General features: G+C 53.3%; 25 protein-coding genes and 2 other annotated features. Of the genes, 1 reads left to right on the plus strand and 24 read right to left on the minus strand.

Annotation, left to right across the window (positions count from 1 at the left end; all coding sequences use genetic code 11):
• Positions 1-83: 83 nt before the first annotated feature.
• The 20 genes from rpoB to JOE21_RS14455 all read right to left on the minus strand — a co-directional run bounded on the left by rpoB (position 84) and on the right by JOE21_RS14455 (position 18617).
• The gene (gene rpoB / locus JOE21_RS14360) at positions 84-3629 is read right to left on the minus strand and encodes a DNA-directed RNA polymerase subunit beta (RefSeq protein ID WP_309867617.1); all 3546 of its coding nucleotides are present in this window, start codon (positions 3627-3629) and stop codon (positions 84-86) included.
• 592 nt (positions 3630-4221) lie between these two features.
• The gene (locus JOE21_RS14365; RefSeq protein ID WP_309867620.1) at positions 4222-4833 is read right to left on the minus strand and encodes a class I SAM-dependent methyltransferase; all 612 of its coding nucleotides are present in this window, start codon (positions 4831-4833) and stop codon (positions 4222-4224) included.
• 70 nt (positions 4834-4903) lie between these two features.
• Positions 4904-5269, minus strand: a complete 366-nt coding sequence (gene rplL, locus JOE21_RS14370) for a 50S ribosomal protein L7/L12 (RefSeq protein WP_309867621.1) — start codon at positions 5267-5269, stop codon at positions 4904-4906.
• A gap of 57 nt (positions 5270-5326) precedes the next feature.
• A complete protein-coding gene (gene rplJ, locus JOE21_RS14375) occupies positions 5327-5845 on the minus strand; it encodes a 50S ribosomal protein L10 (RefSeq protein WP_309867624.1) in 519 nt (172 codons plus the stop codon).
• 24 nt (positions 5846-5869) lie between these two features.
• Positions 5870-6007: a sequence feature (ribosomal protein L10 leader region), on the minus strand.
• A gap of 31 nt (positions 6008-6038) precedes the next feature.
• Entirely contained in the window at positions 6039-6737 is a 699-nt protein-coding gene (rplA, locus tag JOE21_RS14380) for a 50S ribosomal protein L1 (protein WP_309867626.1), read from the minus strand.
• A gap of 86 nt (positions 6738-6823) precedes the next feature.
• Complete coding sequence (rplK, locus tag JOE21_RS14385) at positions 6824-7249, minus strand: 50S ribosomal protein L11 (protein WP_309867628.1); 426 nt, start codon at positions 7247-7249, stop codon at positions 6824-6826.
• A 160-nt stretch (positions 7250-7409) separates the two neighbouring features.
• Positions 7410-7943, minus strand: a complete 534-nt coding sequence (nusG, locus tag JOE21_RS14390) for a transcription termination/antitermination protein NusG (RefSeq protein ID WP_309867630.1) — start codon at positions 7941-7943, stop codon at positions 7410-7412.
• A 53-nt stretch (positions 7944-7996) separates the two neighbouring features.
• The gene (gene secE / locus JOE21_RS14395) at positions 7997-8224 is read right to left on the minus strand and encodes a preprotein translocase subunit SecE (RefSeq protein ID WP_309867631.1); all 228 of its coding nucleotides are present in this window, start codon (positions 8222-8224) and stop codon (positions 7997-7999) included.
• Between the two features lie 41 nt (positions 8225-8265).
• Positions 8266-8415 carry a 50S ribosomal protein L33 gene (gene rpmG, locus JOE21_RS14400; RefSeq protein WP_309867632.1) on the minus strand — a complete coding sequence of 50 codons (150 nt, stop codon included), beginning with the start codon at positions 8413-8415 and terminating at the stop codon, positions 8266-8268.
• A gap of 419 nt (positions 8416-8834) precedes the next feature.
• The gene (gene sigH, locus JOE21_RS14405; RefSeq protein ID WP_374709384.1) at positions 8835-9491 is read right to left on the minus strand and encodes an RNA polymerase sporulation sigma factor SigH; all 657 of its coding nucleotides are present in this window, start codon (positions 9489-9491) and stop codon (positions 8835-8837) included.
• 74 nt (positions 9492-9565) lie between these two features.
• Positions 9566-10069, minus strand: a complete 504-nt coding sequence (locus JOE21_RS14410) for an NYN domain-containing protein (protein ID WP_309867636.1) — start codon at positions 10067-10069, stop codon at positions 9566-9568.
• 3 nt (positions 10070-10072) lie between these two features.
• Positions 10073-10825 (minus strand): 23S rRNA (guanosine(2251)-2'-O)-methyltransferase RlmB, encoded by a 753-nt coding sequence (gene rlmB, locus JOE21_RS14415; protein WP_309867639.1) that lies wholly within the window; start codon positions 10823-10825, stop codon positions 10073-10075.
• Positions 10815-11252, minus strand: coding sequence for a Mini-ribonuclease 3 (locus JOE21_RS14420; protein WP_309867641.1), 438 nt, complete (start codon positions 11250-11252; stop codon positions 10815-10817). Before JOE21_RS14420 ends, rlmB begins: the two co-directional genes overlap by 11 nt.
• A 2-nt stretch (positions 11253-11254) precedes the next feature.
• Entirely contained in the window at positions 11255-12655 is a 1401-nt protein-coding gene (cysS, locus tag JOE21_RS14425; protein ID WP_309867643.1) for a cysteine--tRNA ligase, read from the minus strand.
• Entirely contained in the window at positions 12615-13364 is a 750-nt protein-coding gene (gene cysE / locus JOE21_RS14430) for a serine O-acetyltransferase (RefSeq protein WP_309867646.1), read from the minus strand. The genes cysS and cysE overlap by 41 nt, the downstream gene beginning before the upstream one ends.
• Before the next feature lie 46 nt (positions 13365-13410).
• Positions 13411-13637 (minus strand) — a binding site (T-box leader).
• A gap of 371 nt (positions 13638-14008) precedes the next feature.
• Entirely contained in the window at positions 14009-15487 is a 1479-nt protein-coding gene (gene gltX, locus JOE21_RS14435) for a glutamate--tRNA ligase (protein WP_309867648.1), read from the minus strand.
• A 197-nt stretch (positions 15488-15684) separates the two neighbouring features.
• A complete protein-coding gene (gene ispF / locus JOE21_RS14440) occupies positions 15685-16164 on the minus strand; it encodes a 2-C-methyl-D-erythritol 2,4-cyclodiphosphate synthase (protein ID WP_309867650.1) in 480 nt (159 codons plus the stop codon).
• Complete coding sequence (ispD, locus tag JOE21_RS14445; protein ID WP_309867652.1) at positions 16161-16847, minus strand: 2-C-methyl-D-erythritol 4-phosphate cytidylyltransferase; 687 nt, start codon at positions 16845-16847, stop codon at positions 16161-16163. Before ispD ends, ispF begins: the two co-directional genes overlap by 4 nt.
• A gap of 86 nt (positions 16848-16933) precedes the next feature.
• Positions 16934-18007, minus strand: a complete 1074-nt coding sequence (locus JOE21_RS14450; RefSeq protein WP_309867654.1) for a PIN/TRAM domain-containing protein — start codon at positions 18005-18007, stop codon at positions 16934-16936.
• A gap of 103 nt (positions 18008-18110) precedes the next feature.
• The gene (locus JOE21_RS14455; RefSeq protein ID WP_510183846.1) at positions 18111-18617 is read right to left on the minus strand and encodes a CarD family transcriptional regulator; all 507 of its coding nucleotides are present in this window, start codon (positions 18615-18617) and stop codon (positions 18111-18113) included.
• A 261-nt stretch (positions 18618-18878) separates the two neighbouring features.
• On the opposite strand from JOE21_RS14455, the gene JOE21_RS14460 reads away from it, so the two are divergent.
• Complete coding sequence (locus JOE21_RS14460) at positions 18879-19274, plus strand: nucleoside triphosphate pyrophosphohydrolase family protein (RefSeq protein WP_309867659.1); 396 nt, start codon at positions 18879-18881, stop codon at positions 19272-19274.
• A 307-nt stretch (positions 19275-19581) separates the two neighbouring features.
• Here the strand turns inward: JOE21_RS14460 and pssA are convergent, their stop codons facing one another.
• The 4 genes from pssA to JOE21_RS14480 form a co-directional block, all read right to left on the minus strand.
• Positions 19582-20295 carry a CDP-diacylglycerol--serine O-phosphatidyltransferase gene (gene pssA / locus JOE21_RS14465; RefSeq protein ID WP_309867662.1) on the minus strand — a complete coding sequence of 238 codons (714 nt, stop codon included), beginning with the start codon at positions 20293-20295 and terminating at the stop codon, positions 19582-19584.
• A 104-nt stretch (positions 20296-20399) separates the two neighbouring features.
• On the minus strand, positions 20400-21479 hold the full coding sequence (gene disA / locus JOE21_RS14470; protein ID WP_309867665.1) for a DNA integrity scanning diadenylate cyclase DisA: 1080 nt from the start codon (positions 21477-21479) through the stop codon (positions 20400-20402).
• Positions 21476-22858: a DNA repair protein RadA gene (gene radA, locus JOE21_RS14475; RefSeq protein ID WP_309867668.1), complete on the minus strand. Its 1383-nt coding sequence runs from the start codon at positions 22856-22858 to the stop codon at positions 21476-21478. Before radA ends, disA begins: the two co-directional genes overlap by 4 nt.
• A gap of 117 nt (positions 22859-22975) precedes the next feature.
• Positions 22976-25423 (minus strand): ATP-dependent Clp protease ATP-binding subunit, encoded by a 2448-nt coding sequence (locus tag JOE21_RS14480; RefSeq protein WP_309867670.1) that lies wholly within the window; start codon positions 25421-25423, stop codon positions 22976-22978.
• Between the last annotated feature and the right edge of the window lie 14 nt (positions 25424-25437).

Here is a 25437-nt window from a genome sequence, read left to right on the forward strand (position 1 = left end):
TCCCTCAGGGCCGGGCCGTAAATGGTTAGTCACGGCCGCCCTTTGATGGCAGTCGCCTCGCGGTGCGAGGCCCGACGTGCGAATCATGAGGAATTCCGGTCGGCGTGACCGCCGTCCATTTCCAACCCGATTTTATCGTTGGTCGGTTCCTCGTCCTCGTCGATTTCGCGAATCTCGATCTCCTGTTCATCCTCCGCCAGGATCTTCACGTCCATCCCCAGGCTCTGTAGCTCTTTGATGAGAACCTTGAAGGATTCAGGCACACCAGGCTCAGGGACGTTTTCCCCCTTGACGATGGACTCATAGGTTTTCACACGTCCGACCACGTCGTCCGATTTGACGGTGAGAATCTCCTGCAACGTGTAGGCGGCACCATACGCTTCCAGCGCCCACACCTCCATCTCACCGAAGCGCTGTCCTCCGAATTGGGCTTTCCCTCCCAAGGGCTGCTGGGTAACCAGAGAGTACGGTCCGGTGGACCGGGCGTGGATCTTATCATCCACCATGTGGGCCAGTTTGATCATGTACATCACTCCGACGGTCACCCGGTTTTCCATCGGCTCACCGGTTCGCCCGTCGTGGAGAAGGGTCTTACCGTCTGCATCCAGTCCTGCTTCCACCAGCGAGTCAAACACGTCTTGCTCCGTCGCCCCGTCAAAAACCGGCGTGGCCATATGAAGACCCATCTGGCGGGCTGCCATCCCCAAGTGAACTTCCAACACCTGACCGACGTTCATCCGGGAAGGCACACCCAGCGGGTTTAGCACCACTTGTACGGGAGTTCCGTCAGGCAAAAACGGCATATCCTCCTCCGGCAACACCCGGGCGATCACACCCTTGTTCCCGTGGCGTCCCGCCATTTTGTCCCCTTCGGAGATCTTCCGCTTCTGGGCGATGTATACCCGTACCAGCTGGTTGACACCCGGCGGCAGTTCATCGCCATTATCCCGCTCAAACACTTTCACATCGACGACGATCCCGTCGGTTCCGTGAGGGACGCGCAGGGAAGTGTCGCGCACTTCGCGGGCCTTTTCACCGAAGATGGCATGCAGGAGCCGCTCCTCAGCGGTAAGCTCGGTCACCCCTTTGGGGGTCACCTTCCCGACGAGGATGTCCCCGGATTTGATTTCCGCCCCAATCCGGATGATACCCCGTTCATCCAGATTTTTAAGGGCTTCTTCCCCAACGTTGGGAATATCCCGAGTGATCTCTTCCGGTCCCAGTTTGGTATCCCGGGCTTCGGATTCGTATTCCTCAATGTGAACAGAAGTGTAGACGTCTTCTTTTACCAGTTTCTCAGACAAGAGAATGGCATCTTCGTAGTTGTACCCTTCCCAGGTCATGAAGGCGACGAGAACGTTGCGCCCCAGCGCCATTTCCCCCTGGTCGGTGGAAGGCCCGTCTGCCAGGGTATCTCCCACCTTCACCCGCTCGCCCTGCCGGACGATCGGCCGTTGGTTGATACTGGTCCCCTGGTTGGAACGAATATACTTTGATAGTTTGTATTTATCCAGATCACCGCGTACCACTTGACCATCCACTTCTTCTTCGTGACGTACCCAGATCTCGTCAGCGGCAACGCGCTCGACGATACCCGGTCGCTTGGCCAGGATGGTGACACCGGAATCACGAGCTGCCTTGTACTCCATTCCCGTTCCCACAAAGGGAGCTTCCGGCTTTAACAACGGCACCGCTTGCCGCTGCATGTTAGATCCCATCAAAGCCCGGTTGGAGTCATCGTTTTCCAGGAAGGGAATACAAGCCGTGGCCACAGAAACGACCTGTTTCGGAGAAACGTCCATAAAGTCGACGCGCTCCCGCGGCACCGGGATGATCTCTTCCTTGAAACGAACAACCACCTGCTCATTCACAAACTGTTTGTTTTCATCTAACTCGGCGTTTGCCTGGGCGACATAGTAGTTGTCTTCCTCATCAGCCGTCAGGTAGACAATCTCCTCGCTGACCCGACCGGTTTCCGGATCCACCTTGCGGTACGGCGTTTCGATAAAGCCGTACTCATTGATCCGGGCGTAGGAGGAAAGTGAGTTGATCAGCCCGATGTTGGGACCCTCAGGAGTCTCAATGGGACACATCCGACCATAGTGAGAGTGGTGGACGTCCCGCACTTCAAAGCCTGCTCGCTCCCGTGTGAGCCCGCCGGGCCCCAGTGCCGACAAGCGACGTTTATGGGTCAGTTCCGCCAGCGGGTTCGTTTGGTCCATGAATTGGGACAGCTGGCTGCTTCCAAAGAACTCTTTGATCGATGCGATCACCGGGCGGATATTGATCAATGCCTGGGGTGTGATGGCGTTGGCATCCTGAATGGACATCCGCTCCCGCACCACCCGCTCCATGCGGGAAAGCCCGATCCGGAACTGGTTTTGTAACAACTCCCCGACGGAGCGAAGGCGACGGTTCCCCAAGTGGTCAATGTCGTCGGTGTTCCCCACCCCGTGCAGAAGGTTGATAAAGTAGTTAATGGAGGCGATCACATCTTCCGGGGTGATGTTTTTCACGGAACGGTCGATCTCACCGTTGGACATCACTCGGATCACCTTGCCGTCTTCCACCGGAGAAAAGATTTTCAGAGACTGTAGCCGGATCAAGCCGTCTTCAGGAACCCCTCCACGTACGGAGTATTCCGACCAGCCGTACGCCCCGGATTCCAGAATCGGCATTAATCGGTTCATCAGCCGCCGATCCAGCTCCTGACCGGCTTCCGCCACAATCTCCCCGGTTTCCGGATCGACGACGGATTCAGCCAGGCGCTGGTTCATGAGCCGGTTTTTGATGTGGAGCTTCTTATTCATCTTGTACCGGCCCACGTTGGCTAGATCATAGCGTTTGGGATCGAAAAAACGGGAAAACAGCAAGCTGCGGGCGTTGTCCGCCGTCGGCGGCTCACCCGGCCGCAGACGTTCATAGATTTCGATCAACGCTTTTTCCGTGTTGCCCGTATTGTCCTTGTCCAACGTGTTGCGGATGTATTCATCCTCTCCCAGCAAGTCCAGGATTTCGGCATCGCTGGAGAAGCCGAGCGCACGCAAAAGCACCGTCACCGGGATCTTCCGTGTGCGATCGATGCGCACATAGATGATGTCTTTGGCGTCGGTTTCAAATTCCAGCCAAGCCCCACGGTTGGGGATGACTGTGGCGGTGAAGGTGGGTTTCCCGTTTTTGTCGACTTTGCTATTATAGTAGACACTGGGGGAACGGACCAACTGACTGACAATCACGCGTTCAGCACCGTTGATGATAAATGTTCCCGTATCCGTCATCAAAGGGAAATCCCCCATGAAGACCTCCTGCTCCTTCACCTCGCCCGTCTCTTTGTTGATCAGACGGACCTTGACGCGCAGTGGCGCAGCATACGTGACATCCCGTTCCTTGGATTCCTCGACGGAGTACTTCGGCTCTTCCAAAGTATAGTCGATAAACTCCAGAACCAGGTTTCCCGTAAAGTCTTCGATTGGAGAAATGTCTTGAAACATTTCTTTTAACCCATGCTCCAGGAACCAATCATACGACTTTTGCTGGATCTCGATCAGGTTGGGCAGTTCGAGAACTTCATTAATTCTCTCGTAACTGCGCCGTTGCCGCCGACCGTATTGGACTAGTTTACCTGCCAAACGAGCTCCCCCCTCGAACCCAGTCGATTAGCGGAAAAAAGATTTGTTCCCGCCGTTCCTTCTTCAAAACAAAACTCTAAGTGGTTGACAAATCCATAAATATATAAATTACCCTGTGATGCCTCATTTTTCCAATCATGAAGGTCTATTCATACAGGGTTGCCTCATTTGCGAGTTCTTATTCACACAACAAAAAACACCCTTGCGCTGGGAATCATCCAATTCACAGACCTTGGGTTTCAGGATAGGCGAGCTAGAATCCTCCCCCTTTTAATGGGGTAGATGGAACGAGCGTTACTCGGGATCCACTGATGGGACAACAAGAGTAACTATTTATCTTTCCTGCTAGCAGGAAAGATAAATATGTCTGTTGAACTTAACTATACGCACATATGTGCTGCATATTAAAATCAGAATCGTAAACAAACGATCCGATGTCACGCAGGCAGGTCCACCCACAAAAGTTCAACATCTACCATAGAGATTATAGGAAATGACGCTCGTAGAGAGGATTTGATGAATCAAAACACTCCATCACTTCAGTGGAGAGCAGTTCACCATTTTAAAACAATACCATATCTACCCAAGGGTGTCAACATTCATTACTCTTTTTCCCCCGCAAGATCCAGTAACCTTTCTTTTTTAAGACCAGATCCACATCTCCAAACAAGTGTTCCAATTTCTCCTTGGCGGAAGGGGCTCCTTGCTGCTTTCGAATGACGACCCACAACTCTCCCCCCGGCAGCAAATGCTGAACAGACTCTTCAAACAACCGGTGAACGGTCCCTTTACCTGCTCGAATCGGCGGATTGGTCAACACCGCATCAAACCGCGCTTCCCCCAGATCAGCAAACCCATCGCTGGCCTGTATGTGTACGCGCTCCTCCACGCCGTTTCGCCTGGCGTTGATTTCAGCCAGCACCAAACCCCTCCGGTTTACATCCACCATGGTAATCCGGCATTGCGGGGCAAATACGGCACAGGCGATCCCCACAGGACCGTACCCGCATCCCAAATCCAGAATAGACCCCGTTTCAGGCAGATTTACCGTTTCAATTAGGAGCCTGCTACCAAAATCGATCCCCTTTTTGGAGAAAACACCGGCATCCGTATGAAAGTAAAAGGGTTGACCCCGCAAGCGGGCGGATAATTCCCGGCTGTCACTCTCTGCCCCAGGTCGGGGACTGTAATAATGGTCGGTCATAGGATCACCCCTCAAAATGGAAGAGCCCGCCGGCTTGATTGCCAGCGGGCCCCGGCTGGCAGGCGGAAGGTTACTTCAGTTCCACCGTCGCACCGGCTTCTTCCAACTGAGATTTGATTTCTTCGGCTTCCTCTTTGGACACGCCTTCTTTCACGGGGCTCGGAGCACCGTCCACCAGGGCTTTGGCTTCTTTCAGGCCCAGACCGGTAATCCCGCGCACCGCTTTGATAACGTTGATCTTGGAGCCACCAGGGCTGGCCAGGATCACATCGAATTCAGTTTGTTCCTCAGCGGCTTCCGCAGCAGCGCCTCCACCGGCAACGGCCACCGGAGCAGCAGCGGTCACACCGAATTCTTCCTCGATCGCTTTTACCAATTCGTTCAGTTCGAGCACGCTCATGCCTTTGATGGCTTCAATGATTTGCTCTTTACTCATGATAATACCTCCCACAAGGTTGTCGTTTTCAGTCGGTTCTTCCGGTCATTGCCGAAATCAAGCTTCCTGCTGTGCACCTTCTCCGCCTTCTTCTTTGTCGGAAACAGCTTTGACAGCCAAAGCGAAGTTGCGCATCGGAGCCTGCAGCACGCTGAGAAGCATGGACAAGAGGCCCTCGCGGGACGGCAGGTCGGCCAGTGCTTTCAGTTCATCCACACCGACGACGCGGCCTTCGACGATTCCCGCTTTGATTTCCAGGTTTTTGTGATCCTTTGCGAATTGATGCAGCACTTTGGCAGGAGCCACCACATCATCTGTGGAGAAAGCGATGGCGGTAGGTCCGACCAAGTGCTCATCCAGTTCACTGTAGTTGGTTTCCGCAGTGGCCCGACGAGTCATCGTGTTTTTCAACACTTGATACTCGACACCGGCTTCGCGCAGCCGTTTGCGAAGTTCATTCATTTCGGCGACGGTCAGCCCGCGATAGTCCGTCAGCACTGTGGTCTTGCTGCTTTCCAGCTTCTCCACAATGGCGGCCACCACTTGCTTTTTTTGCTCAATGACTTGGGTGGACATGGACACACCTCCTCGATGTTGGTCAACCCCAATGAAAAAAGCCTTCGCAGACAGACGAAGGCCGGGAACAATCCTGTAAAATCCAGGACATCCAGTCACCTCGGCAGGGAAGATTAAGCACGGCTGTGCCCCTGCTGTCTACGGTTTGAGCTGTTTTTCAGTTATGGGGTCGCATCTTTCAATGAAGCGACGATCAGCGACCGACAAACGGGGTGGTGTTGATACGAACCCCTGGTCCCATCGTGGATGATACAGAAGCGTTTTTCACATATTGACCTTTGGCGGCAGCCGGTTTGGCTTTTACCAATGTGTCAATCAGCACCTGGAAGTTTTCAGCCAGTTTGTCGGTGTCGAAAGAGACTTTGCCGATGGGAGCGTGCACATTGCCCGCTTTGTCGGCGCGATACTCGATCTTACCCGCCTTCACCTCTTCGACGGCTTTGGCAACCTCGAAGGTGACGGTACCGGTCTTCGGGTTCGGCATCAAACCCCGGGGCCCCAAAATCCGCCCCAACTTCCCGACTTGGCCCATCATGTCCGGGGTGGCGATCACGACATCAAAGTCCAGCCAACCCTGGGTCACTTTGTTGACGAGATCCTCCTCGCCCACATAGTCCGCTCCGGCCTGTTCGGCTTCTTTCGCCTTTTCACCCTTGGCGAATACGAGAACCCGCTTGGTTTTACCGGTTCCGTGAGGCAATACAACGGCACCACGCACTTGTTGGTCCGCGCGTTTGGTGTCGATACCCAGACGGAAAGCGGCTTCCACCGTCTCATCGAACTTGGCCGGGGCCACCTCTTTGACCAAGCGCAACGCTTCTTCCACTTCGTAGGTTTGTTCCCGGTCGATCTTCTTCAGCGATTCCTGATACTTCTTGCCATGTTTAGCCACGGTGGTTCCCCCCTTCGTGGTAATAACGGATGATCCTCCCACTCGCATCAAAGGCCCGTGGCGGCCTTTGATGCGATCTTCAGCCGTCAGTCTTCGACGACAATCCCCATGCTGCGGGCGGTGCCTTCCACCATCCGCATGGCAGCTTCCACATCAGCGGCGTTCAAATCGGGCATTTTCAGCTCGGCGATTTCACGAACTTTATCCCGTTTGATGGTGGCCACTTTATTCACATTGGGCTCCCCGGATGCCTTCTCGATCCCGGCGGCTTTCTTCAGCAGCACGGCAGCCGGCGGGGTTTTGGTGATGAAGTCGAAAGAACGATCTTCATACACGGTGATTTCCACAGGAATAATCAACCCTGCCTGGTCGGAGGTACGGGCGTTAAACTCCTTACAAAAGCCCATGATATTGACGCCAGCTTGACCCAACGCGGGACCGACAGGCGGCGCCGGGTTGGCTTTGCCGGCAGGAATCTGCAGCTTGACAACTTTCGAAACTTTTTTGGCCACACCATCCAACTCCCTTCAAAAATGTGGTTCCCTCGGGTCAAACCCTCCCACGGTGATACAAAAGGGTACTTGCCGGGAAGGTGGCACATCTTCCAGGCCAGTCAAACCCAAACACGTCTACCTTACCATAATGGGAATGCAAATGGAAGGTCTTTGCGGCTCAAACTTTTTCCACTTGGAAGAAGTCGAGTTCCACTGGGGTTTCCCGACCGAACATGTTTACTAGCACCTTCAGCTTCTGGCGATTGACGTCCACTTCCTCGATCACACCGACAAAATCGGCGAAGGGACCTTCTTTCACCTTGACGTTTTCAGCAATGGCGAAGTCTACTTTTGGCCGGGCTTCCTCCATCCCCATCTGGTTGAGGATCGCCTGCACTTCGTCCGGCATAAGGGGAGTCGGTTTGGATCCTGACCCCGCGGAACCCACAAACCCGGTCACTCCCGGGGTATTGCGCACCACGTACCACGAGTCGTCGGTCATCACCATCTCGACCAGGACGTAGCCCGGAAAAACTTTGCGCTGAACAGTCTTCCGCTTCCCGTCTTTGTTTTCAATCTCCTCTTCTGTTGGGACGAGTACGCGGAAAATCTTATCCTGCATATCCATCGAGTGGACCCGTTTTTCCAGGTTCGTTTTCACCTTGTTCTCGTAGCCGGAATACGTGTGGACCACATACCAATTCTTCTCCATGCGTCAGGGTGTAACACCCTGTCCCCCCTTATGACGAATTTGCCTCACACTCCTCAAGCAGTGGTGATCATTTTCACCAGCTCCGCAATGCCCAGATCGAGCAACGTGATAAAGAGCGTCACCAGGGTAACGGTCACCAGCACGACCAGGGTATACTTGAACAGTTCCTGGCGAGTGGGCCAACTCACCTTTTTCAGCTCCGTTCCGACGCCGCGAAAAAAGTTGATCATACCGATGAAGCTTCGTTTGATGCTTCTGCCCAGTCGGCCGAGAAAACCCATGTGCGTTCCCCCCATGAGATAGATCAATCGCAATCATGCGATCACTTGGTTTCACGATGCGCCCGATGCCCGTTACAGCGGGGGCAGAACTTGCGGAACTCCATCCGATCCGGATGTTTCCGTTTGTTTTTGGTGGTCGAATAATTGCGCTCCTTGCAATCCGTGCAGGCCAACGTCACCAGTACCCGCATGCCCAACACCTCCTTGTCCAAAACCGATCCACAGACTCAAATCACGGGCGTAATACAAAATACCCAAACTACTTTATCACACGCGATTGGAGGTGTCAATGAAACCCAGACCGTTATCTCTCCATTATAGACGCATAAAGCAAAACCTAAAACCAACGTGAAATGTTTCACCAGAAAAGGAGGGTTTTGACGGTTGTTGTCGAATCGGGAACCATGGGAAGGAAAGAAAAAAACAGGGTCCCCCCTGCTGATCCTTTTCCCCTCTATAGACGAACAAGACCCCGATTCAGCTACAACCGGATGACAACCCCTTCACCGACCCGCTATGTAAAGGGAACCTGCCGTCGGGTCGATTCTTTCCCACTATTAGGAAAGGGAGCCTACCCGGCAACGAACGAAGGAGTCCTCCTGCATTTTCGTTACGGAGTAAATTCTCGTATTTCCAAGTAGCGTTCCAATTTCCGCTTTACCCGTTGCAGGGCATTATCGATCGATTTTACATGGCGATTTAAGTCAACAGCGATTTCCTGATAGGAGCGCCCGTCCAAATACAGCATCAACACTTGCCGCTCCAATTCGCTCAAAATTTGTGACATTTTATCTTCGATGTCATCAAATTCTTCTTGGTTGATATACAGCTCCTCGGGATCTGACACGCGACCGCCGGTTAGGACGTCCATCAATGTCCGGTCGGAATCTTCGTCATAGATGGGCTTGTCCAGGGAGACGTAGGAATTGAGCGGGATGTGCTTCTGACGTGTGGCCGTCTTGATCGCAGTAATGATCTGACGTGTGATGCACAGCTCGGCAAACGCTTTGAACGAAGCCAGTTTGTCGCCGCGAAAATCACGGATCGCCTTATAAAGCCCAATCATCCCCTCCTGTACGATATCCTCATGGTCAGCCCCGATCAAAAAATACGAACGGGCCTTGGCTCGTACAAAATTTTTGTATTTGTTAATCAATTGCTCCAGTGCCGCACCGTCTCCCACCCGCACGGACTCCACCAGCTCTTCGTCGGCCATCGTTTCGTAGTTCAAAACCGTGCCCCACTGAAGATTGACGCTCACCTTCATCCCTCCGACCCGTTGGCTGGAAACCAGGATACTCCTATTATATCTGAGTTGAAACAAAAACGTCAAATTTCCACCTATTTTTTCCGACGTATCGATTCCAGCCGTTCCAAAATTTCCTGGGTCAATCCCTGCCCCAAGGTTCTCTTTCTTCCCTGTTTATCCTCGTCGATCCGTTTGGCGACTTCCTTCTTCATATTTTTCATCTCTTGCAACAATTCCCGGGCGGAAAGACGATACGCCCCCTGCCCGAAAATCATCCGTTGCTCCAGATAATCGGAAGTAGCCACATACAGGCGGCGGCCGGAAGCCCGGTTTTTTTTGACCAGCCGCTCAATCAACTGATCAGCGGTTTCATGCTCGCGGGTGTAACGAACCGTGATGTTGCCCAGCGTTTCTCGGCTTTCCCCTCCCGCTGTCCGATGGGCATCAAAGACCAGGGTGACACGGCGACCGGAGCTGGCCTGATATTCCGACAGAAGTTCGATCAGCTGAACTCGGGCTTCCTCCAAGGGAAGCGTTTTCCAATACTCGTGGGCACCGATAATGTTGTATCCGTCCACGATGAGCCACTCCTCCATCGATCACACCCGGCCGCTTTCCCGCCGGCGCATCACTTCGTACATGAAGAGCGCCGCAGCCACCGAAGCGTTAAGAGAAGAAACGCGTCCTTTCATCGGCAAACGCACTAAAAAATCGCACCGTTGTTTCAAGACATGACTGATCCCTTTCCCTTCGTTCCCGATGACCAGGGCGACGGGCACTTGATAATCGACGGAGCCAAAATCATCCACGGCGTCGGCATCGGTCCCCACCAACCAGACCCCCTGTTCCTTCAGTTGATCTGCCAGGCGATTCAGGTTGGTCACCCGTGCAACAGGCACATGTTCGACGGCACCGGCGGATGTTTTGGCTACAACGGGGGTAAGTCCCACTGCACGCCGTTTGGGAATGACCACTCCATGGACACCAGCCGCATCGGCGGTGCGCAGGATGGAACCCAGGTTATGAGGATCTTCGATGCCGTCAAGCAAAAGAAAAAAAGGGGCTTCTCCCCGTTCCTCCGCATGACGGAACAACTCCTCCACACTCGCATAATCATGAGAAGCAACCTGGGCCATCACTCCCTGGTGATTGCCGCCTTGGGCCAGTTGATCCAGCTTGCGGCGGGGAACGGTCTGCACCGGCACGCCTTGCTCTTTTGCCAACTCCATCAGGGGGCCGATTCCTCCCTTCCCTCTGTGTACCCCCTCCGCCACTAACAACTTTTCGGTTTGCCGTCCCGCAACTAACGCCTCCCGTACCGGCTGACGCCCCATCACCCATTCACGTTCCATCGTCTTCGCCCTCTTCCAGTGCAAGAATCACTTGTTCCATCATGTCCCGAAGCCGGCCGGCCTCCCCTTTCAGATGCCAATAACCGATCAGCGCTTCCAAACCGGTGCTGGTTCGGTATTCCGATGCTTTGGCATTCTTGGGAACCCCGCCGGATTTTGCATTCCTCCCCCGGCGCAGGATTCCGTTTTCCTCTTCCGTCAATAGATGTTCAATTCGACGAACGGCCCGCGCTTGGGATACGGCGGAAACATATTGAATCGCCTTCCCGTGCAGTTCATTGGGACGCACCTTTCCCTGCGCCACCAGATGATAGCGAATAAACACCTCATAGACGGCATCCCCCAGATAAGCCAACAGGAGCGGATTCATCTCCTCCGCCCGCTTGGCCCCCGGTACCTGATTCATCCAGACTTCCAACGTTTTCATCCTTACTTCCTCCGCCAGCGCACACCCTGCGGGGTGTCTTCCAGTATGATCCCCATCTCCTGCAACTGGTCGCGGATGGTGTCCGCACGCTGGAAGTCCCGTTTGGCACGCGCTTGTTGTCGCTCCTCGATCAGGGCTTCCACTGCTGTATCCAGATCCTCGTCTTGTGCCGTGTTCACCAGACCCAGGAGATCGGATCCATATTCCTTCACCCACTCCAGTAACGCTTGCAGCGTTCCCCTTGAAACTGTCGGCCGGGAGAGAATGTCGTTAGCCAGCCCTGCCCAATCGTGCAGAACACTGATTGCATTGGCCGCGTTCAAATCCTCATCCATCTGTGCCTCCAGCTGCTGGCCAAGGGCCGTCAAACCCTTCTTCACTTCCGGATCCGCCTCGCCGTCCAGTACACTCTTCAACCGGTGGCGCAGGTTGACCACAGCGGTATCGAGGCGCTCCAGACCGCTTTCGATCTGGCGGATCGATTCATGGCTGAAGGCAATGGGATTGCGGTAATGGGCGGACAGGAGGAAATAGCGAAGCGCCCGCGGTTCATAGTTTTGCCTGAGATCGCGAACGGTAGCAATATTTCCGAGGGATTTGGACATTTTTTCATTGCCCATATTGACATAGCCGTTATGCAACCAGTAACGGGCCAACGGTTTTTCAGTCCAAGCCTCACTCTGGGCGATTTCATTTTCGTGATGGGGGAAGCACAGATCCATCCCTCCCGCATGAATATCCAAGGTATCGCCCAGGTATTTCCGGGACATGGCGGAGCATTCGATGTGCCAGCCCGGGCGCCCTTTCCCCCAAGGGCTGTCCCAAGCGATTTCACCGGGCTTTGCCCGTTTCCACAAAGCAAAGTCAATCGAGCTTTCCTTTTTATCGTTTACTTCCACGCGAGCGCCGGATTTCAGCTCTTCCAGGGACTGATGAGAAAGTTTGCCGTAATCGTCCTTCTGCCGGGTCCGATAATAGACATCTCCGTCCACCTCGTAAGCGTATCCAGTTTCGATCAGTCGCAGGATTCCTTCCTGCATCTCAGCGATGTGTTCCGTGGCCTGTGGATGGATGTCCGCCCGCTTCACACCGAGTGCATCCATATCCTCAAAGTAAGCTTGGATATAGCGTTCCGCCATTTCCGGCACAGTCGTGTTTTCTTCTTGGGCTCTCTTGATCAACTTATCATCGACATCGGTGAAATTCTGGATATACGACACATCAAACCCTTTATATTGCAAATAACGGCGCACCACGTCGAAAAAGACGAACACACGGGCGTTCCCGATATGAATATAGTTGTAGACCGTTGGACCGCATACATACATACGAACCTTTCCGTCTTCCAACGGTTGGAAGGTTTCAAGTTCCCGAGTCAGAGTGTTGTATACGCGCAATGACATCGTTTTCCTGCTCCTCTCGAACCATTTTCAGTTCTCGTTCCAAATCTTGCACTTCCCGGTTCAAGCGTTCGATTTCCTGTTGGAACGAACGTAGTGTTTCCGCTACCGGGTCCGGCAGATTCACCTGATCCAAATCGGTCCGGTCGGAAACGCGGACTCCGTCCTGCACCACCACTCGTCCGGGCACGCCTACTACGGTGGAATGCGGGGGCACTTCTCGTAACACGACCGAACCAGCTCCAATCTTGGAACAGCGGCCGATTCGAATCGACCCCAGCACTTTGGCACCGGAAGCGATCAGAACTCCATCCTCCACAGTCGGGTGTCGTTTTCCCTTCTCCTTGCCTGTTCCGCCCAAGGTGACTCCTTGGTAGATGGTCACTCGGTCTCCGATTTCACATGTTTCCCCAATGACGACACCCATCCCGTGATCGATAAACAACCCCCGCCCGATCCGGGCGCCGGGATGAATCTCGATGCCGGTGATAAACCGGCTCATCTGGGAAATAATCCGTGCGAGGAGGAATCGTTTTTTACGGTACAACCAGTGAGCAAAGCGATGAAGCCAGACGGCATGCAGGCCCGAATAGGTCAAAACGACTTCGAACGTGCTGCGCGCCGCCGGATCCCGGTCAAAAACAGCTTCTATATCGGACTTTAGAAGGGAACGGATCCCCTCTGTCTTCTCCTTGGTGCGCTTTTCCGTCATGAGCCTCCCTCTTTCCTGGAAAATAAAAAAACTGCAGCCCGAAAGCTGCAGAGACGGTTTCATCCGCGGTCCCACTCTGCTTGACCGCTTTCCAAGCGGCCCTCTTGACCCGATAACGGCGGGCACCGGTATCCCTTACACCTCTATCATGAGTTTCAGGAAATACCGCTCACGGGTGCATTTCCGAAGAGCAACCGCACAGGATCCTTCCAGCCAGGGGATCCCTCTCTGGGGCACGGCTTACTCTCGTACTCTCCCGGTCATCGCTTCCATCGATTCATGGTATATGCTTCGTCCCGTTTGACTGTAACGGATCGATCAGCCAGCGTGGACGGCTCATCCGATGGTTTCCCCTATCATAACCCGATCAGGCACCCTTTAGCAAATCCCAACCCGAATGGCAGGGCTTGTCTGAACCATCCGTTAGGCGATGTGGTCGTCTTCGTTTCGTTGCAAAAAGCGCATAGCGAGACCCGGGAACGAAAGTGACCCAGGCGAGACTTGTGCTCTATGAGTGCAATGGTGAACCAAAAGCCACACCGCCCCTTCCTTATCTTTACGGAAAATTGAATGACCAGACAGGCTCTAGGGTGTGTCTAAACCATCCGTAGGACGAGATCCCGGATGGGTATGACTGACAGACCTTAGACACTCCCCAAAAAACGGCGCAAACGATCGACGACGGTCTCTTTCCCCAGAAGTGCGATCGTCTCCCGCAAGTCGGGACCATGGGTTTGACCCGTTACGGCTGCCCGCACGGGCATAAACAGCTGCTTTCCTTTCTGGCCGGTGGCTTTTTGCACGGCTTTCAGCATTTTCTTCACCCCGTCCGCCGTTACATCGGCCTCCCCTGCCTGTTCCAGTTCGTTAGCAAAGGCAGTAAACACTTCTCGTACTTGTTCCCCTTTTAAAACTTCACGGGCTTCATCGCTGTATTCCACTTCCGTCCGGAAGAAGAGCCCGGTCAAATCGACGATTTGAGCCACATAATCCAACTGTTCCTGATACAACCCCACCAGCCGGGTGATCCATTCCCGTTCCCGCTCGTCCGGATCCGCGGACACCCTTCCCGCCTGTTCCAGGTGCGGCCAGGCCAGATCCACAATCCGATCCAGTGAGGATTCCTTAATGTAATGGTTGTTCATCCAATTCAGTTTGCCGGTATCAAAGACGGCGGGGGCTTTGGACACCCTCTCCAGAGAGAAACGGCCGGTCAGTTCTTCTTTGGTGAACAACTCCCGCTCCCTCTCCTCCCCTTCCGGAGCCCAGCCCAAGAGAACGAGAAAATTGATCATGGCTTCAGGCAGGTATCCGAGCTCTCGGTACTGGTCGATAAATTGGATGATCGACTCGTCCCGCTTACTCATCTTTTTCCCTTCCGGATTGAGGATGAGAGAAGCATGGGCGAATACGGGAACTTCAAACCCGAGAGCTTCATACAGGAGCACTTGGCGCGGGGTGTTGGACAGATGCTCCTCTGCCCGCACCACATGGGTGATCTCCATCAGCGCATCGTCTACCACTACCGCAAAGTTGTAGGTAGGACGTCCATCTGGACGCACGATGATAAAATCCCCGATGCCGTCTGACTCAAAGGAGACCTTCCCCCTTACGGCATCATCAATGGTAATGGTGCGCCCTTCAGGGACACGGAATCGAATGGACGCCACCCGTCCTTCCGCTTTCAGTGCCTGCTCTTGTTCAAGCGTGAGATCACGGTACTTTCCACTGTATTTGGGGGCTTCTCCCCGCGCCAACTGCTCCTGGCGCTCCGCTTCCAACTCTTCCGAAGTGGCGTAGCAGCGGTAGGCCAGGCCGGATTCCAACAGTTGATCGACATATTGTTGATAAATCTCTACCCGCTCCATCGAACGGTACGGGCCATACGGGCCTCCCACATCGACGCTCTCATCCCAGTCGATTCCCAGCCACTTTAAGCCGGCCAATTGTTTTTCCTCGGCATCGGCAACGTTTCGCTCCACATCAGTGTCTTCGATACGCACAACAAAGGAGCCCCCGTTTTTGCGAGCCCACAAATAACTGAACAGGGCGGTCCGCGCCCCTCCAATGTGCAGGTGGCCCGTCGGGCTGGGTGCGTACCGTGTCCGAATCGGTTTGGTCATGTGCACCATCCCCTCTTTCTAGTAAGTCGTCGTGATATCACCCGCTCCAGAATTTGTTTTCCGTCTTCGCTCCATGCACTCATCGAGCACAAGTCTCGCCACGGTCACCTCGTTCCCAGGTCTCGCTATACGGGGTAAAGTCACCTGGAAAACAAATTCTAACGTACACTCTACCGATGACCTTAGGTGTGGTTATCTCACTCACGAACCAGACAAACAACAGCCATCGCGGCAATTCCTTCTTCCCGCCCCGTAAAACCGAGGCGCTCGGTTGTGGTCGCTTTGATATTGACATCAGTCACATCCGCTTTTACCAATTGGGCCACGCGTTCACGGATCATCGGAATATGGGGGGCCATTTTGGGTGTCTGGGTAATCACTGTGGCATCCAGATTTCCCATGTGATAGCCCGCTTGCTCCACCATCCCCCAGATGGTCCGCAGCAATTCGGCACTGTCCGCTCCTTCATAGGTCGGATCCGTGTCCGGGAAGTGCCGGCCGATATCTCCTTGGCCGATCGCCCCCAAAATGGCATCGGAAATAGCATGCAACAATACATCGGCATCGGAATGACCCGCCAATCCCCGGTCGTGGGGAATCTCCACACCGCCCAAGATCAACGGTCGATTTTGGGAAAACCGATGGACATCAAAGCCTTGTCCCACTTTGATCTTCACTGTTCTGAGCTCCTCTTTCTCCAGATTGCCTCCGCCAACACCCAATCTTCTTTTGTTGTCAGTTTGATGTTGGCATAATCCCCTTCCACTACCCGTACCGGAACCCCCATCGATTCCACCAGCATGGCGTCATCCGTCGCGAGGACAGTCTGGTCCGCGGCACGATGCGCCTGTAGCAGGAGTTCTCTGCGAAAAGCCTGGGGCGTCTGGACCGCCCACAAGCGGTTCCGCTCCAGGGTGCGGGAAACAACTCCTTCTTCCACTTCTTTGATCGTATCCTTCACCGGAACCGCCAGGATCGCCGCACCCGTCTCTTCTGCTCCCGTCAACAGAGCGGTGATACGGTCATGAGTAATAAAAGGACGAACCGCATCGTGGACGAGGACCCACCTAGTCGAGAGAGCTTTTAGTCCCTCGAACACGCTTTGTTGCCGTTCCTTCCCCCCGATCACCGTCTGTACCCGCTTGGAGTTAAATCCGTGTTGAGCGAGCAGCGATTCCACCCGGGCGCGTTCCTCACGCCCTACCACCACCACCGTTTGCGTCACCGCTGGGTGATCGGACACCACACGCAACGTCCGAATCAAAATCGGTTCGCCGTACAGATCGAGAAACTGTTTACTGACGGATGCTCCCATCCGCTTTCCTTTTCCGGCAGCAGGGATGACTACACCCACACTCAAGTCAACACCAATCCCCTTTCAAACACAAGAGAGCCCGGAGACGGCGGATTCCGTCGCCGGGCATGCTCTCGGTGTTTTTTAAGCGCTCACAACGCTTTTTCCAGCAATTTCGGTTTGGCGAAAATCATTCTCCCTGCAGATGTTTGTAACACACTGGTGACCAGTACGTCAATCCGTTCACCGATGTATTCACGACCGCCTTCAATGACGATCATCGTTCCATCATCTAAGTATGCCACACCTTGCCCATGTTCTTTTCCATCCTTAATGACCTGAACATTGATTTCTTCGCCCGGCAGAACAACGGGTTTCACCGCATTGGCCAAGTCATTGATATTTAATACCTTAACCCCTTGCAGCTCACACACCTTGTTCAGGTTGAAATCGTTGGTTACCACTTTACCGGAAAGCACCTTCGCCAACTTAACCAGCTTGGTGTCCACTTCCGACACTTCTTCGAAATCGCCCTCATAGATTAACACTCGCATATTGAGTTCCTTCTGGATTTTATTCAGAATGTCCAACCCACGCCGCCCTCGGTTCCGCTTTAACACATCGGAAGAATCGGCGATATGTTGCAGCTCTTCCAGGACAAAGCTGGGGATCACCAGTGTTCCTTCCAAAAAGCCCGTCCGACAGATATCGGCAATTCGGCCGTCAATAATGACGCTGGTGTCCAGGATCTTATGTTCCACCTCTCGGGCTTCTTTATCCTTTTTCTTGTCTTTGGTTTGACGTCCCATCGAAAAGACGGACATCAGTTCGTCTCGTTTCTTGTAACCGACACGGAAACCCAGATAACCCAAAATACCGGATACTAAAAACGGAAGAACCGAGGAAACGCCGGGAATCGGCAGTTCGGACAAGGGAGGTTCGATCAGGAATCCGACGATAAGACCGAAGATCAATCCCACTGCTCCAAACAAAATATCCACGGCCGGAATTTTCATCAATCGTTCTTCGCTCCACTGGATCCATTGCACAATTGGCTTGGACAGCCACAGGGTCGCCACATACAGGAGGAGCGCCCCCACAGCGGCTCCAATATAAGGGGGAGCTGGGATCTCCAGATTGAGCGTCTCAAATGCAAGAGGTCCCAATGTATACCCGATTGTGGCTCCCATCAAGGCAAAAGCGATCTGTACAAATCTCTTTAACACGGGGCATTCACCTCCTCATTAGCATTATAGACAATCCCTTCAAATGAAAACCCTGTTGTTTGCATGTCGTTGAGGAATGTTCCCCCGCACACCCCGAAAAGCCTTAACCGGACGCCTTTTCTTCTGAACAGATCACTTCATCCAACAGCCCGAAAGCCTGGTTTTCATCCATCTCTTTCGCAAGTACCAATTCGCTGATCAAAATTTGGCGAGCATTGTCCAACATCTTACGCTCCCCCGTGGATAACCCCTTTTCCCGGTCGCGGAGCATTAAACAACGAACCACATCGGCCATATCATAGATATCGCCGCTTTTCATCTTGTCCAGGTTGGCCCGGTATCGTCTATTCCAATTATTCGAGACATCCGGATCCTTCTCTCCCAGGCGCTCGATCACTTCTGTGATCGTTTCTTCACTAACCACTTCCCGCAAACCGATATGTTCCACCTTGGACATGGGGATCATCACCTTCATATCCCCAATCGGCATCCGCATCACATAGTACTTTTGGGAAAGGCCGAGAATTTCCTTTTCCTCGATGGACTCGATAATGCCTGCTCCATGCATGGGGTAGACCACTTTGTCGCCGATATTGAACAAAAAACCCACCTCCAAGGGCAATATCCTTTTTCCAAGATATCACAACCGAGGAGTCATGTCAATAAATTTAAACTGAATATATTAGCACATAGAAACCAGATACGTCAATAGTTTTTTCTAGCGGAGTAGTCGGCCTATCTTCCGACTGGAAAATTGACACATTCTACAAATCATGGCTATAATGATCTTGCGGTAAATTTTCAGTCGCTTCCGACATTTCGACCAAACCATGAAGCGTAAACAGGTTTGGAACTGGAAGAGGTGAAAGAAATGGATACGCAAGGCTTAAGCACCTTTCAGCGACAGGTTTCCGATTTGCTTCTTCGCCACCGCAGTGTTCTGGATGTTTCCTCCAAATATCAGGAATCCAACAGCCGGGTCAACCGAGCTGTAGTGAAGGCCGTCACCGAATGCGGATGCATCGAAATTCAGGCTTCCCGTCAACCCTTTGAGCCAGAGCAGAATCTGGACCAAGTGAAGGAATCGCTGGACACCCATATGACTGGCGGCTTATGTGACCACTGTCTTGATGTAGTCAAAGCCGAAATGGGTAAAAATTTATTCTACCTGACAGCAATGTGCAATTTGTTGGACATCCATTTGGAAGAAGTGATTGAAAAGGAATGCAAAAAGCTGTCCACGCTTGGAGTGTTTAATCTTCGCTGACCGATCCGTCATCCGGAAAAGCAGTGCCGGTACAGGAAGGATTCCTCCTTACATGGTTTCTCGTTCCAACCAAAAATCTCCTCCCCATTTTTCTAATAATTGTAGAAAAAATAAAATAACAGCCTGCTACGAACCCTTTTGATCCTACCCGTTCGCCAGACAACCGACACTTTCGGTACGTATGAACCGCTTATTTGATCCATTTAAAGAACATACCTATCTTTTTAACGGGTTTCTTGACTAAAAAGATGTCAATTTGCACAAAAAAACGAGCGCTCCCGATTTGGGATGAAGCGCTCGTTTTTGTTTACGGTTTCAACTCCTCCACCGGCTCTTCCGCATTTTGCTTCCGGCGTCGTGAAATGCTCCGTTTTACACCGAAAAATGCATACAGAGCCAGCGGGATAAACACAATTTTCGGGAATTCCTCCGGAAATTTAGCCGCCAACCAAGCTAAGCCGATAATAATCAGCGGAGAAATCCAGTAAGCACTGCGAGGAATTCCCAGCCTTTTAAAGTTTGGATATTTCACTCTGCTTACCATCAAATACGAAAGGAACAACATCCCCAATACCATAAACAACGGACCGGATACGGTATTGCTGTAGAGAGCCATCGTGGCCAGAACACCGCCGGCTGCCGTGATCGGCAAGCCGATGAAATAACCAGGGATTCCGGGATGGACGTTGAACCGGGCCAATCGGAGCGCCCCGCAAATGGGAAAGACTGCGGTGATGACCCATCCGAGGATACCCAATTCATGAAGGATAGAAGTATACATGATCAGTGCGGGAGCAACTCCAAAAGAGATCACGTCCGATAAGGAATCCAGTTCTTTCCCGAACTCACTCTGCGTATTCAACATACGGGCAACCCGACCATCCAGTCCATCTAAAAACATTCCGATGATCACCATGATCGCACCGTATTTCCATTCACCCTGAATCGCGAGAATCATCGCTATGATGCCCAAAAACAAGTTTCCGACTGTAAAAATGCTGGGCAATGCTCTTGCAAACATGGGAGGAACCTCCTGTTAAAATGAAAAAGTGCCGCCTGCCAGGCGGGGGGTTATCATCTCCTCCTCTCAGTATTTAACAGTATGGTGTTTTCATTCTAGGGAATTTAGATATGTCTGTCAATAAAGACTTGTTCCTGAATCCGCTTCAACCCTTCTTTAATGGCACGGGCACGAACCTCACCGATCCCTTCCACCTCATCCAATTCCTCAATGGTAGCCATCATGATTTTCGGCAGCGACCCGAGCCGCTCAATCAACTTCTGGATGATCGGTCCGGGCAGACGGGGGATTTTATGCAGAATGCGGTACCCACGGGGAGCCACCGCTTCCTCTTGGAGATTATTGTTGCCACTGAAGCCCATAATACGCACGATGTTACCATGTTCCAATAACTCGTCTGCGGAAAGTTTGTTCAGTTGGCTCAGCACGCTTTCCGGCGACTGGCAGTGGGGATCGCGGCAATAATCCCGAATCACCCGGTGGGCCTCTTCTTCCACATGAACCACCAGTTCTTCCAGCTGCATGCTGATCAATCGCCCTTCGGTACCCAATTCGTTGATGTAGCGTTCGATTTCGCTTTTAATGCGCAGCACCATCTCAATTCGCTGCATCACCATAGCCACCTCGTTTAAGGTGACCAACTCCTCAAACTCCAATGCCGACAGATTCGTCATGGACTGATCCAGCACCGATTTGTACTTTTCAAGTGTCTGGATCGCCTGATTCGCTTTAGTCAAAATGACACCGATATCTTTTAGCGCATAACGGCTGTTCCCCTGATACAAGGTGATGACATTGCGCCGCTGGGAAATAGAGATGACCAGCTTGCCTGTCTGGCGCGCCGTTCGTTGAGCCGTACGATGCCGGATTCCTGTCTCTGTTGATGGGATGGAAGAACTGGGTACCAGCTGGGCGTTGGCGTACAAGATGCGACGACCGTCATTGGACAAGATGATGGCCCCGTCCATTTTAGCCAATTCATATAAGTATGCAGGGGCGAAGGGGCAGTCAATGTGAAAACCGCCGTCCACCAGCTCCCGTACCCCTTCGTCGTAACCCACCACGATAAGAGCCCCTGTTTTGGCGCCCAAAACGTTGTCCAGCCCCTCGCGGAACAGCGTTCCCGGTGCGACCAACCGCAACGTTTCATGATCAAAGTGGTTTTTTCTTATCTCTTCTTTCAACGATTTGACCCTCCCAGCGCCACTTCCAACGCTTCTTCCAATGTATCCACCCACCCGATCTCCAAGTCGGGAGGCGGTGTCCACCCCCGGCGGTTCTTGGCAGGCACCACTGCTCGTTTAAAGCCCATATTGCGCACTTCAGCCACCCGCTGTTCCAGTCGGGCTACCCCTCGCACTTCCCCAGTCAAACCCACCTCTCCGATAAATACCTCTTTGGGACGGGTGGATTGATCGCGAAAGCTGGAAGCCAAGCTAACCGCTACTGCCAGGTCGACAGCCGGTTCATCCAGCTTCACTCCTCCGACAACATTGACATAAGCATCCTGATTTTGCAGAAACATGCCCAACCGCTTCTCCAATACCGCCATGATCATCGTCACCCGATGGTGATCCAAGCCTTGCGCCATCCGCTTCGGTGTGGCAAAACTGGTGGGGGAGACCAAGGCCTGTAACTCGATCAATACCGGCCGTGTCCCTTCCATGCTGGCAGTGACAGCAGATCCGGCCACCCCGTGAGGCCGTTCCGACAGGAACATCTCCGATGGGTTCTCCACCTCTACCAATCCCCGAGCACCCATCTCAAACAATCCAATTTCGTTGGTGGAACCAAACCGATTTTTGACCGCCCGCAGCACTCGGTATGAGTGATGTCGTTCCCCTTCAAAGTAAAGGACGCAATCCACCATATGCTCCAACATCCGGGGACCGGCGATCGCCCCTTCCTTCGTCACGTGACCCACAATGATGATCGCCAGGTTTTTTCCTTTGGCCAACCGCATCAAGCGCCCCGTACACTCCCGAACTTGGGCGACACTGCCCGGAGCGGAAGTCACATCGGACTGATAGATGGTTTGAATAGAGTCGACCACCAACAACTTTGGTTGAATCTCCTCCACCAGGGCGATAACCGACTCCAGATCCGTCTCCGCCGCCACAAACAGACGGGGATCCAACGCTCCCAGCCGATCCGCCCTAAGGCGCGTCTGTTCCGTCGATTCCTCGCCGGACACATAGAGGACGGGAAAGTCCCGACCGGCCAAGCGGTGGGTCGCCTGCAGCAACAGCGTCGATTTCCCAATCCCGGGATCGCCACCCACCAAGATCAGGGAACCCGGCACCAACCCGCCGCCGAGTACTCGGTTCAATTCCCTGATTCCAGTATCGGCCCGTGGCTGCTTCAGCTGGACAACCTCTGTGATCGGGGTGGCCTCCCGCTTTCGACCCTCGTAACCGGCGGATCCGGTACGTCCCGGTGCATGACGGGACTCCCTTTCTTCCACCAGGGTGTTCCACTGACCGCAACCCGGACAACGCCCCATCCACTTGGGTGATTCGTAACCGCATTCCTGACAGACGAATTTTGATTTAATTTTTGCCACTACGAGTCCCCTATTCATGCTTATGGTTCCGTTAACCATTATATCAAAATCTTTCTCGGTAAACGAGCATCCCCAACAGGAACACCGCCCCCGAGGGGGGCGGTGTTGATGGTTGGATCACGCCTGGGTCGAAGGGCTCAGCTCCGTCCGTGTCACTGTCAATTCTCCGTCCTTTTCGTCGATTTCCACCGTATCCCCGTGTTTGATATTGCCTTTCAGCAATTCTTCAGACAGCCGATCCTCAATATGTTTCTGGATGGCCCGGCGAAGTGGACGGGCCCCGTAAGTGGGATCAAAGCCGGCTTTGGCCAGGTTGCGCTTGGCCGCATCGGTAAGGATGAAATCGATCTCCTGTTCCTTGAGACGCTTGCGCAGCTCAGCCGACATGAGGGAGACGATCTCCTCCAAATGCTCCTCTTTCAAGGAGTGGAAAACGATCAAATCATCGATTCGGTTGAGAAATTCCGGACGAAAACTCTTTTTCAACTCTTCCATTACGTTCTGTTTCATCGTTTCATACTCGTCGGCATCCGTTTCCCCTGTAACAAAGCCTAAGCGGGTGTTTTTGCGGATCATATCGGCACCGACATTGGAAGTCATGATAATCACGGTGTTGCGGAAATCAACCGTTCGTCCTTTTCCGTCGGTCAGGCGGCCATCCTCCAACACTTGAAGCATGACATTAAACACTTCGGGATGGGCTTTTTCCACTTCGTCAAACAGCACGACGGAGTAGGGCTTGCGCCGCACCTTTTCCGTCAGTTGACCCCCTTCGTCATAACCGACATATCCCGGAGGGGCTCCCACCAAGCGTGCGGTGGTGTGCTTCTCCATATATTCCGACATGTCGATGCGAATCATGGCGCTTTCATCTCCGAACATCGCCTCAGCCAAAGCGCGGGCGAGTTCTGTTTTCCCCACCCCGGTGGGGCCTAAGAAAATGAAGGAACCAATCGGCCGTTTGGGGTCTTTCAAACCGGCCCGTGCCCGGCGGATGGCCCGGGAAACGGAGCGGACGGCTTCATCCTGCCCGATCACCCGCTCGTGCAGGATTTCTTCCATTTTCAGCAGACGTTCCGATTCTTCTTCCGCCAGTTTCCGCACCGGGATCCCGGTCCAGCTTCCCACCACTTCCGCGATGTCTTCCCCTGTCACTTGGGAATCGGTTTTTCCTTGGTCCGCTTTCCAACGATTGCGCGTGGACTCCAATTCTTCACGAAGTTTCTGTTCCCGATCCCGTAAGGAAGCCGCTTTTTCAAATTCCTGACTTTGAACTGCAGCGTCCTTTTCTTTTCGCACTTCTTCCAACTTCTGCTCCATCTCTTTCAGTTCCGGCGGAACCGTGTAGGAAGAGAGACGGACCTTGGAAGCCGCTTCATCGATTAAGTCGATCGCTTTATCCGGCAGGAATCGCTCGGTGATATAACGATCCGACAACTTCACCGCCTGGTCGATCGCTTCATCGGTGATCTTCACCCGGTGGTGAGCTTCATAGCGGTCCCTGAGTCCCTGCAAGATCTGAAAGGCTTCATCCGCCGTCGGTTCGTCCACCGTAATCGGTTGGAAACGACGTTCGAGAGCGGCGTCTTTTTCGATATACTTGCGATACTCATCCAGAGTGGTGGCACCGATGCACTGCAAATCTCCGCGGGCAAGTGCCGGCTTTAAAATATTGGAGGCATCGATGGCCCCTTCTGCACCGCCGGCCCCGATCAGGGTGTGCAACTCGTCAATAAACAGAATCACATTGCCGGCTTGCCGGATCTCATCCATGATTTTTTTGAGCCTGTCTTCAAATTCACCCCGGTATTTTGTTCCGGCCACCACGGTCCCCATGTCCAGGGTCATGACCCGTTTGCCGCGCAGGGTTTCCGGGGTCTCCCCGTCCACGATCTTTTGGGCGAGCCCTTCAGCCACTGCCGTTTTTCCCACACCGGGTTCACCGATCAAAACCGGGTTGTTCTTGGTACGGCGGGACAACACTTGGATCACCCGTTCAATTTCTTTGCTGCGTCCAATCACCGGATCCAGGTTGTCTTCTTTGGCCGATGCCGTCAAATCCCTTGCCAAACTGTCCAATGTGGGTGTGTTGGCCCCATTGCCGGCACTTTGATGAGAACTGACCGCCTCCGAGCTGCCCAGCAACTGCAGCACTTGCTGTCTGGCTTTGTTTAAGCTGACTCCCAAGTTGTTGAGTACCCGGGCCGCCACCCCTTCCCCTTCCCGGATCAATCCCAGGAGGATATGTTCCGTTCCGACATAGGTGTGGCCCAGTTTGCGGGCTTCGTCCATCGACAACTCAATCACTTTTTTAGCCCGGGGAGTATAGGCGATGTTGGAAGGCTGTCCCTGCCCGCGTCCGATGAGAGATTCCACTTCTTTTTGGATTTTTTCCAACCCCAGGCCCAATCCCATCAACGCTTTGGCGGCAATGCCTTCGCCTTCGCGTACCAATCCCAGGAGAATGTGTTCGGTTCCGATGTTTCCGTGACCCAACCGGGCCGCTTCTTCTTGGGCGAGCGCCAACACTTTTTGCGCTCGTTCCGTGAATCGTCCAAACATCATGCGTCCATGCACCT

This window comes from Desmospora profundinema (assembly GCF_031454155.1).
GTDB classification, from domain to species: Bacteria; Bacillota; Bacilli; order Thermoactinomycetales; family DSM-45169; genus Desmospora; species Desmospora profundinema.

Excerpts from the sequence above, each read along its gene's own strand:
- JOE21_RS14365 (WP_309867620.1), bottom strand. The coding sequence starts at position 4,833 with ATGACCGACCATTATTACAGTCCCCGACCTGGGGCAGAGAGTGACAGC.
- rplL (WP_309867621.1), bottom strand. The coding sequence starts at position 5,269 with ATGAGTAAAGAGCAAATCATTGAAGCCATCAAAGGCATGAGCGTGCTC.
- rplJ (WP_309867624.1), bottom strand. The coding sequence starts at position 5,845 with ATGTCCACCCAAGTCATTGAGCAAAAAAAGCAAGTGGTGGCCGCCATT.
- nusG (WP_309867630.1), bottom strand. The coding sequence starts at position 7,943 with ATGGAGAAGAATTGGTATGTGGTCCACACGTATTCCGGCTACGAGAAC.
- secE (WP_309867631.1), bottom strand. The coding sequence starts at position 8,224 with ATGGGTTTTCTCGGCCGACTGGGCAGAAGCATCAAACGAAGCTTCATC.
- rpmG (WP_309867632.1), bottom strand. The coding sequence starts at position 8,415 with ATGCGGGTACTGGTGACGTTGGCCTGCACGGATTGCAAGGAGCGCAAT.
- sigH (WP_374709384.1), bottom strand. The coding sequence starts at position 9,491 with ATGAAGGTGAGCGTCAATCTTCAGTGGGGCACGGTTTTGAACTACGAA.
- JOE21_RS14410 (WP_309867636.1), bottom strand. The coding sequence starts at position 10,069 with ATGGAGGAGTGGCTCATCGTGGACGGATACAACATTATCGGTGCCCAC.
- rlmB (WP_309867639.1), bottom strand. The coding sequence starts at position 10,825 with ATGGAACGTGAATGGGTGATGGGGCGTCAGCCGGTACGGGAGGCGTTA.
- JOE21_RS14420 (WP_309867641.1), bottom strand. The coding sequence starts at position 11,252 with ATGAAAACGTTGGAAGTCTGGATGAATCAGGTACCGGGGGCCAAGCGG.
- cysS (WP_309867643.1), bottom strand. The coding sequence starts at position 12,655 with ATGTCATTGCGCGTATACAACACTCTGACTCGGGAACTTGAAACCTTC.
- cysE (WP_309867646.1), bottom strand. The coding sequence starts at position 13,364 with ATGACGGAAAAGCGCACCAAGGAGAAGACAGAGGGGATCCGTTCCCTT.
- gltX (WP_309867648.1), bottom strand. The coding sequence starts at position 15,487 with ATGACCAAACCGATTCGGACACGGTACGCACCCAGCCCGACGGGCCAC.
- JOE21_RS14460 (WP_309867659.1), top strand. The coding sequence starts at position 18,879 with ATGGATACGCAAGGCTTAAGCACCTTTCAGCGACAGGTTTCCGATTTG.
- pssA (WP_309867662.1), bottom strand. The coding sequence starts at position 20,295 with ATGTTTGCAAGAGCATTGCCCAGCATTTTTACAGTCGGAAACTTGTTT.
- JOE21_RS14480 (WP_309867670.1), bottom strand. The coding sequence starts at position 25,423 with ATGATGTTTGGACGATTCACGGAACGAGCGCAAAAAGTGTTGGCGCTC.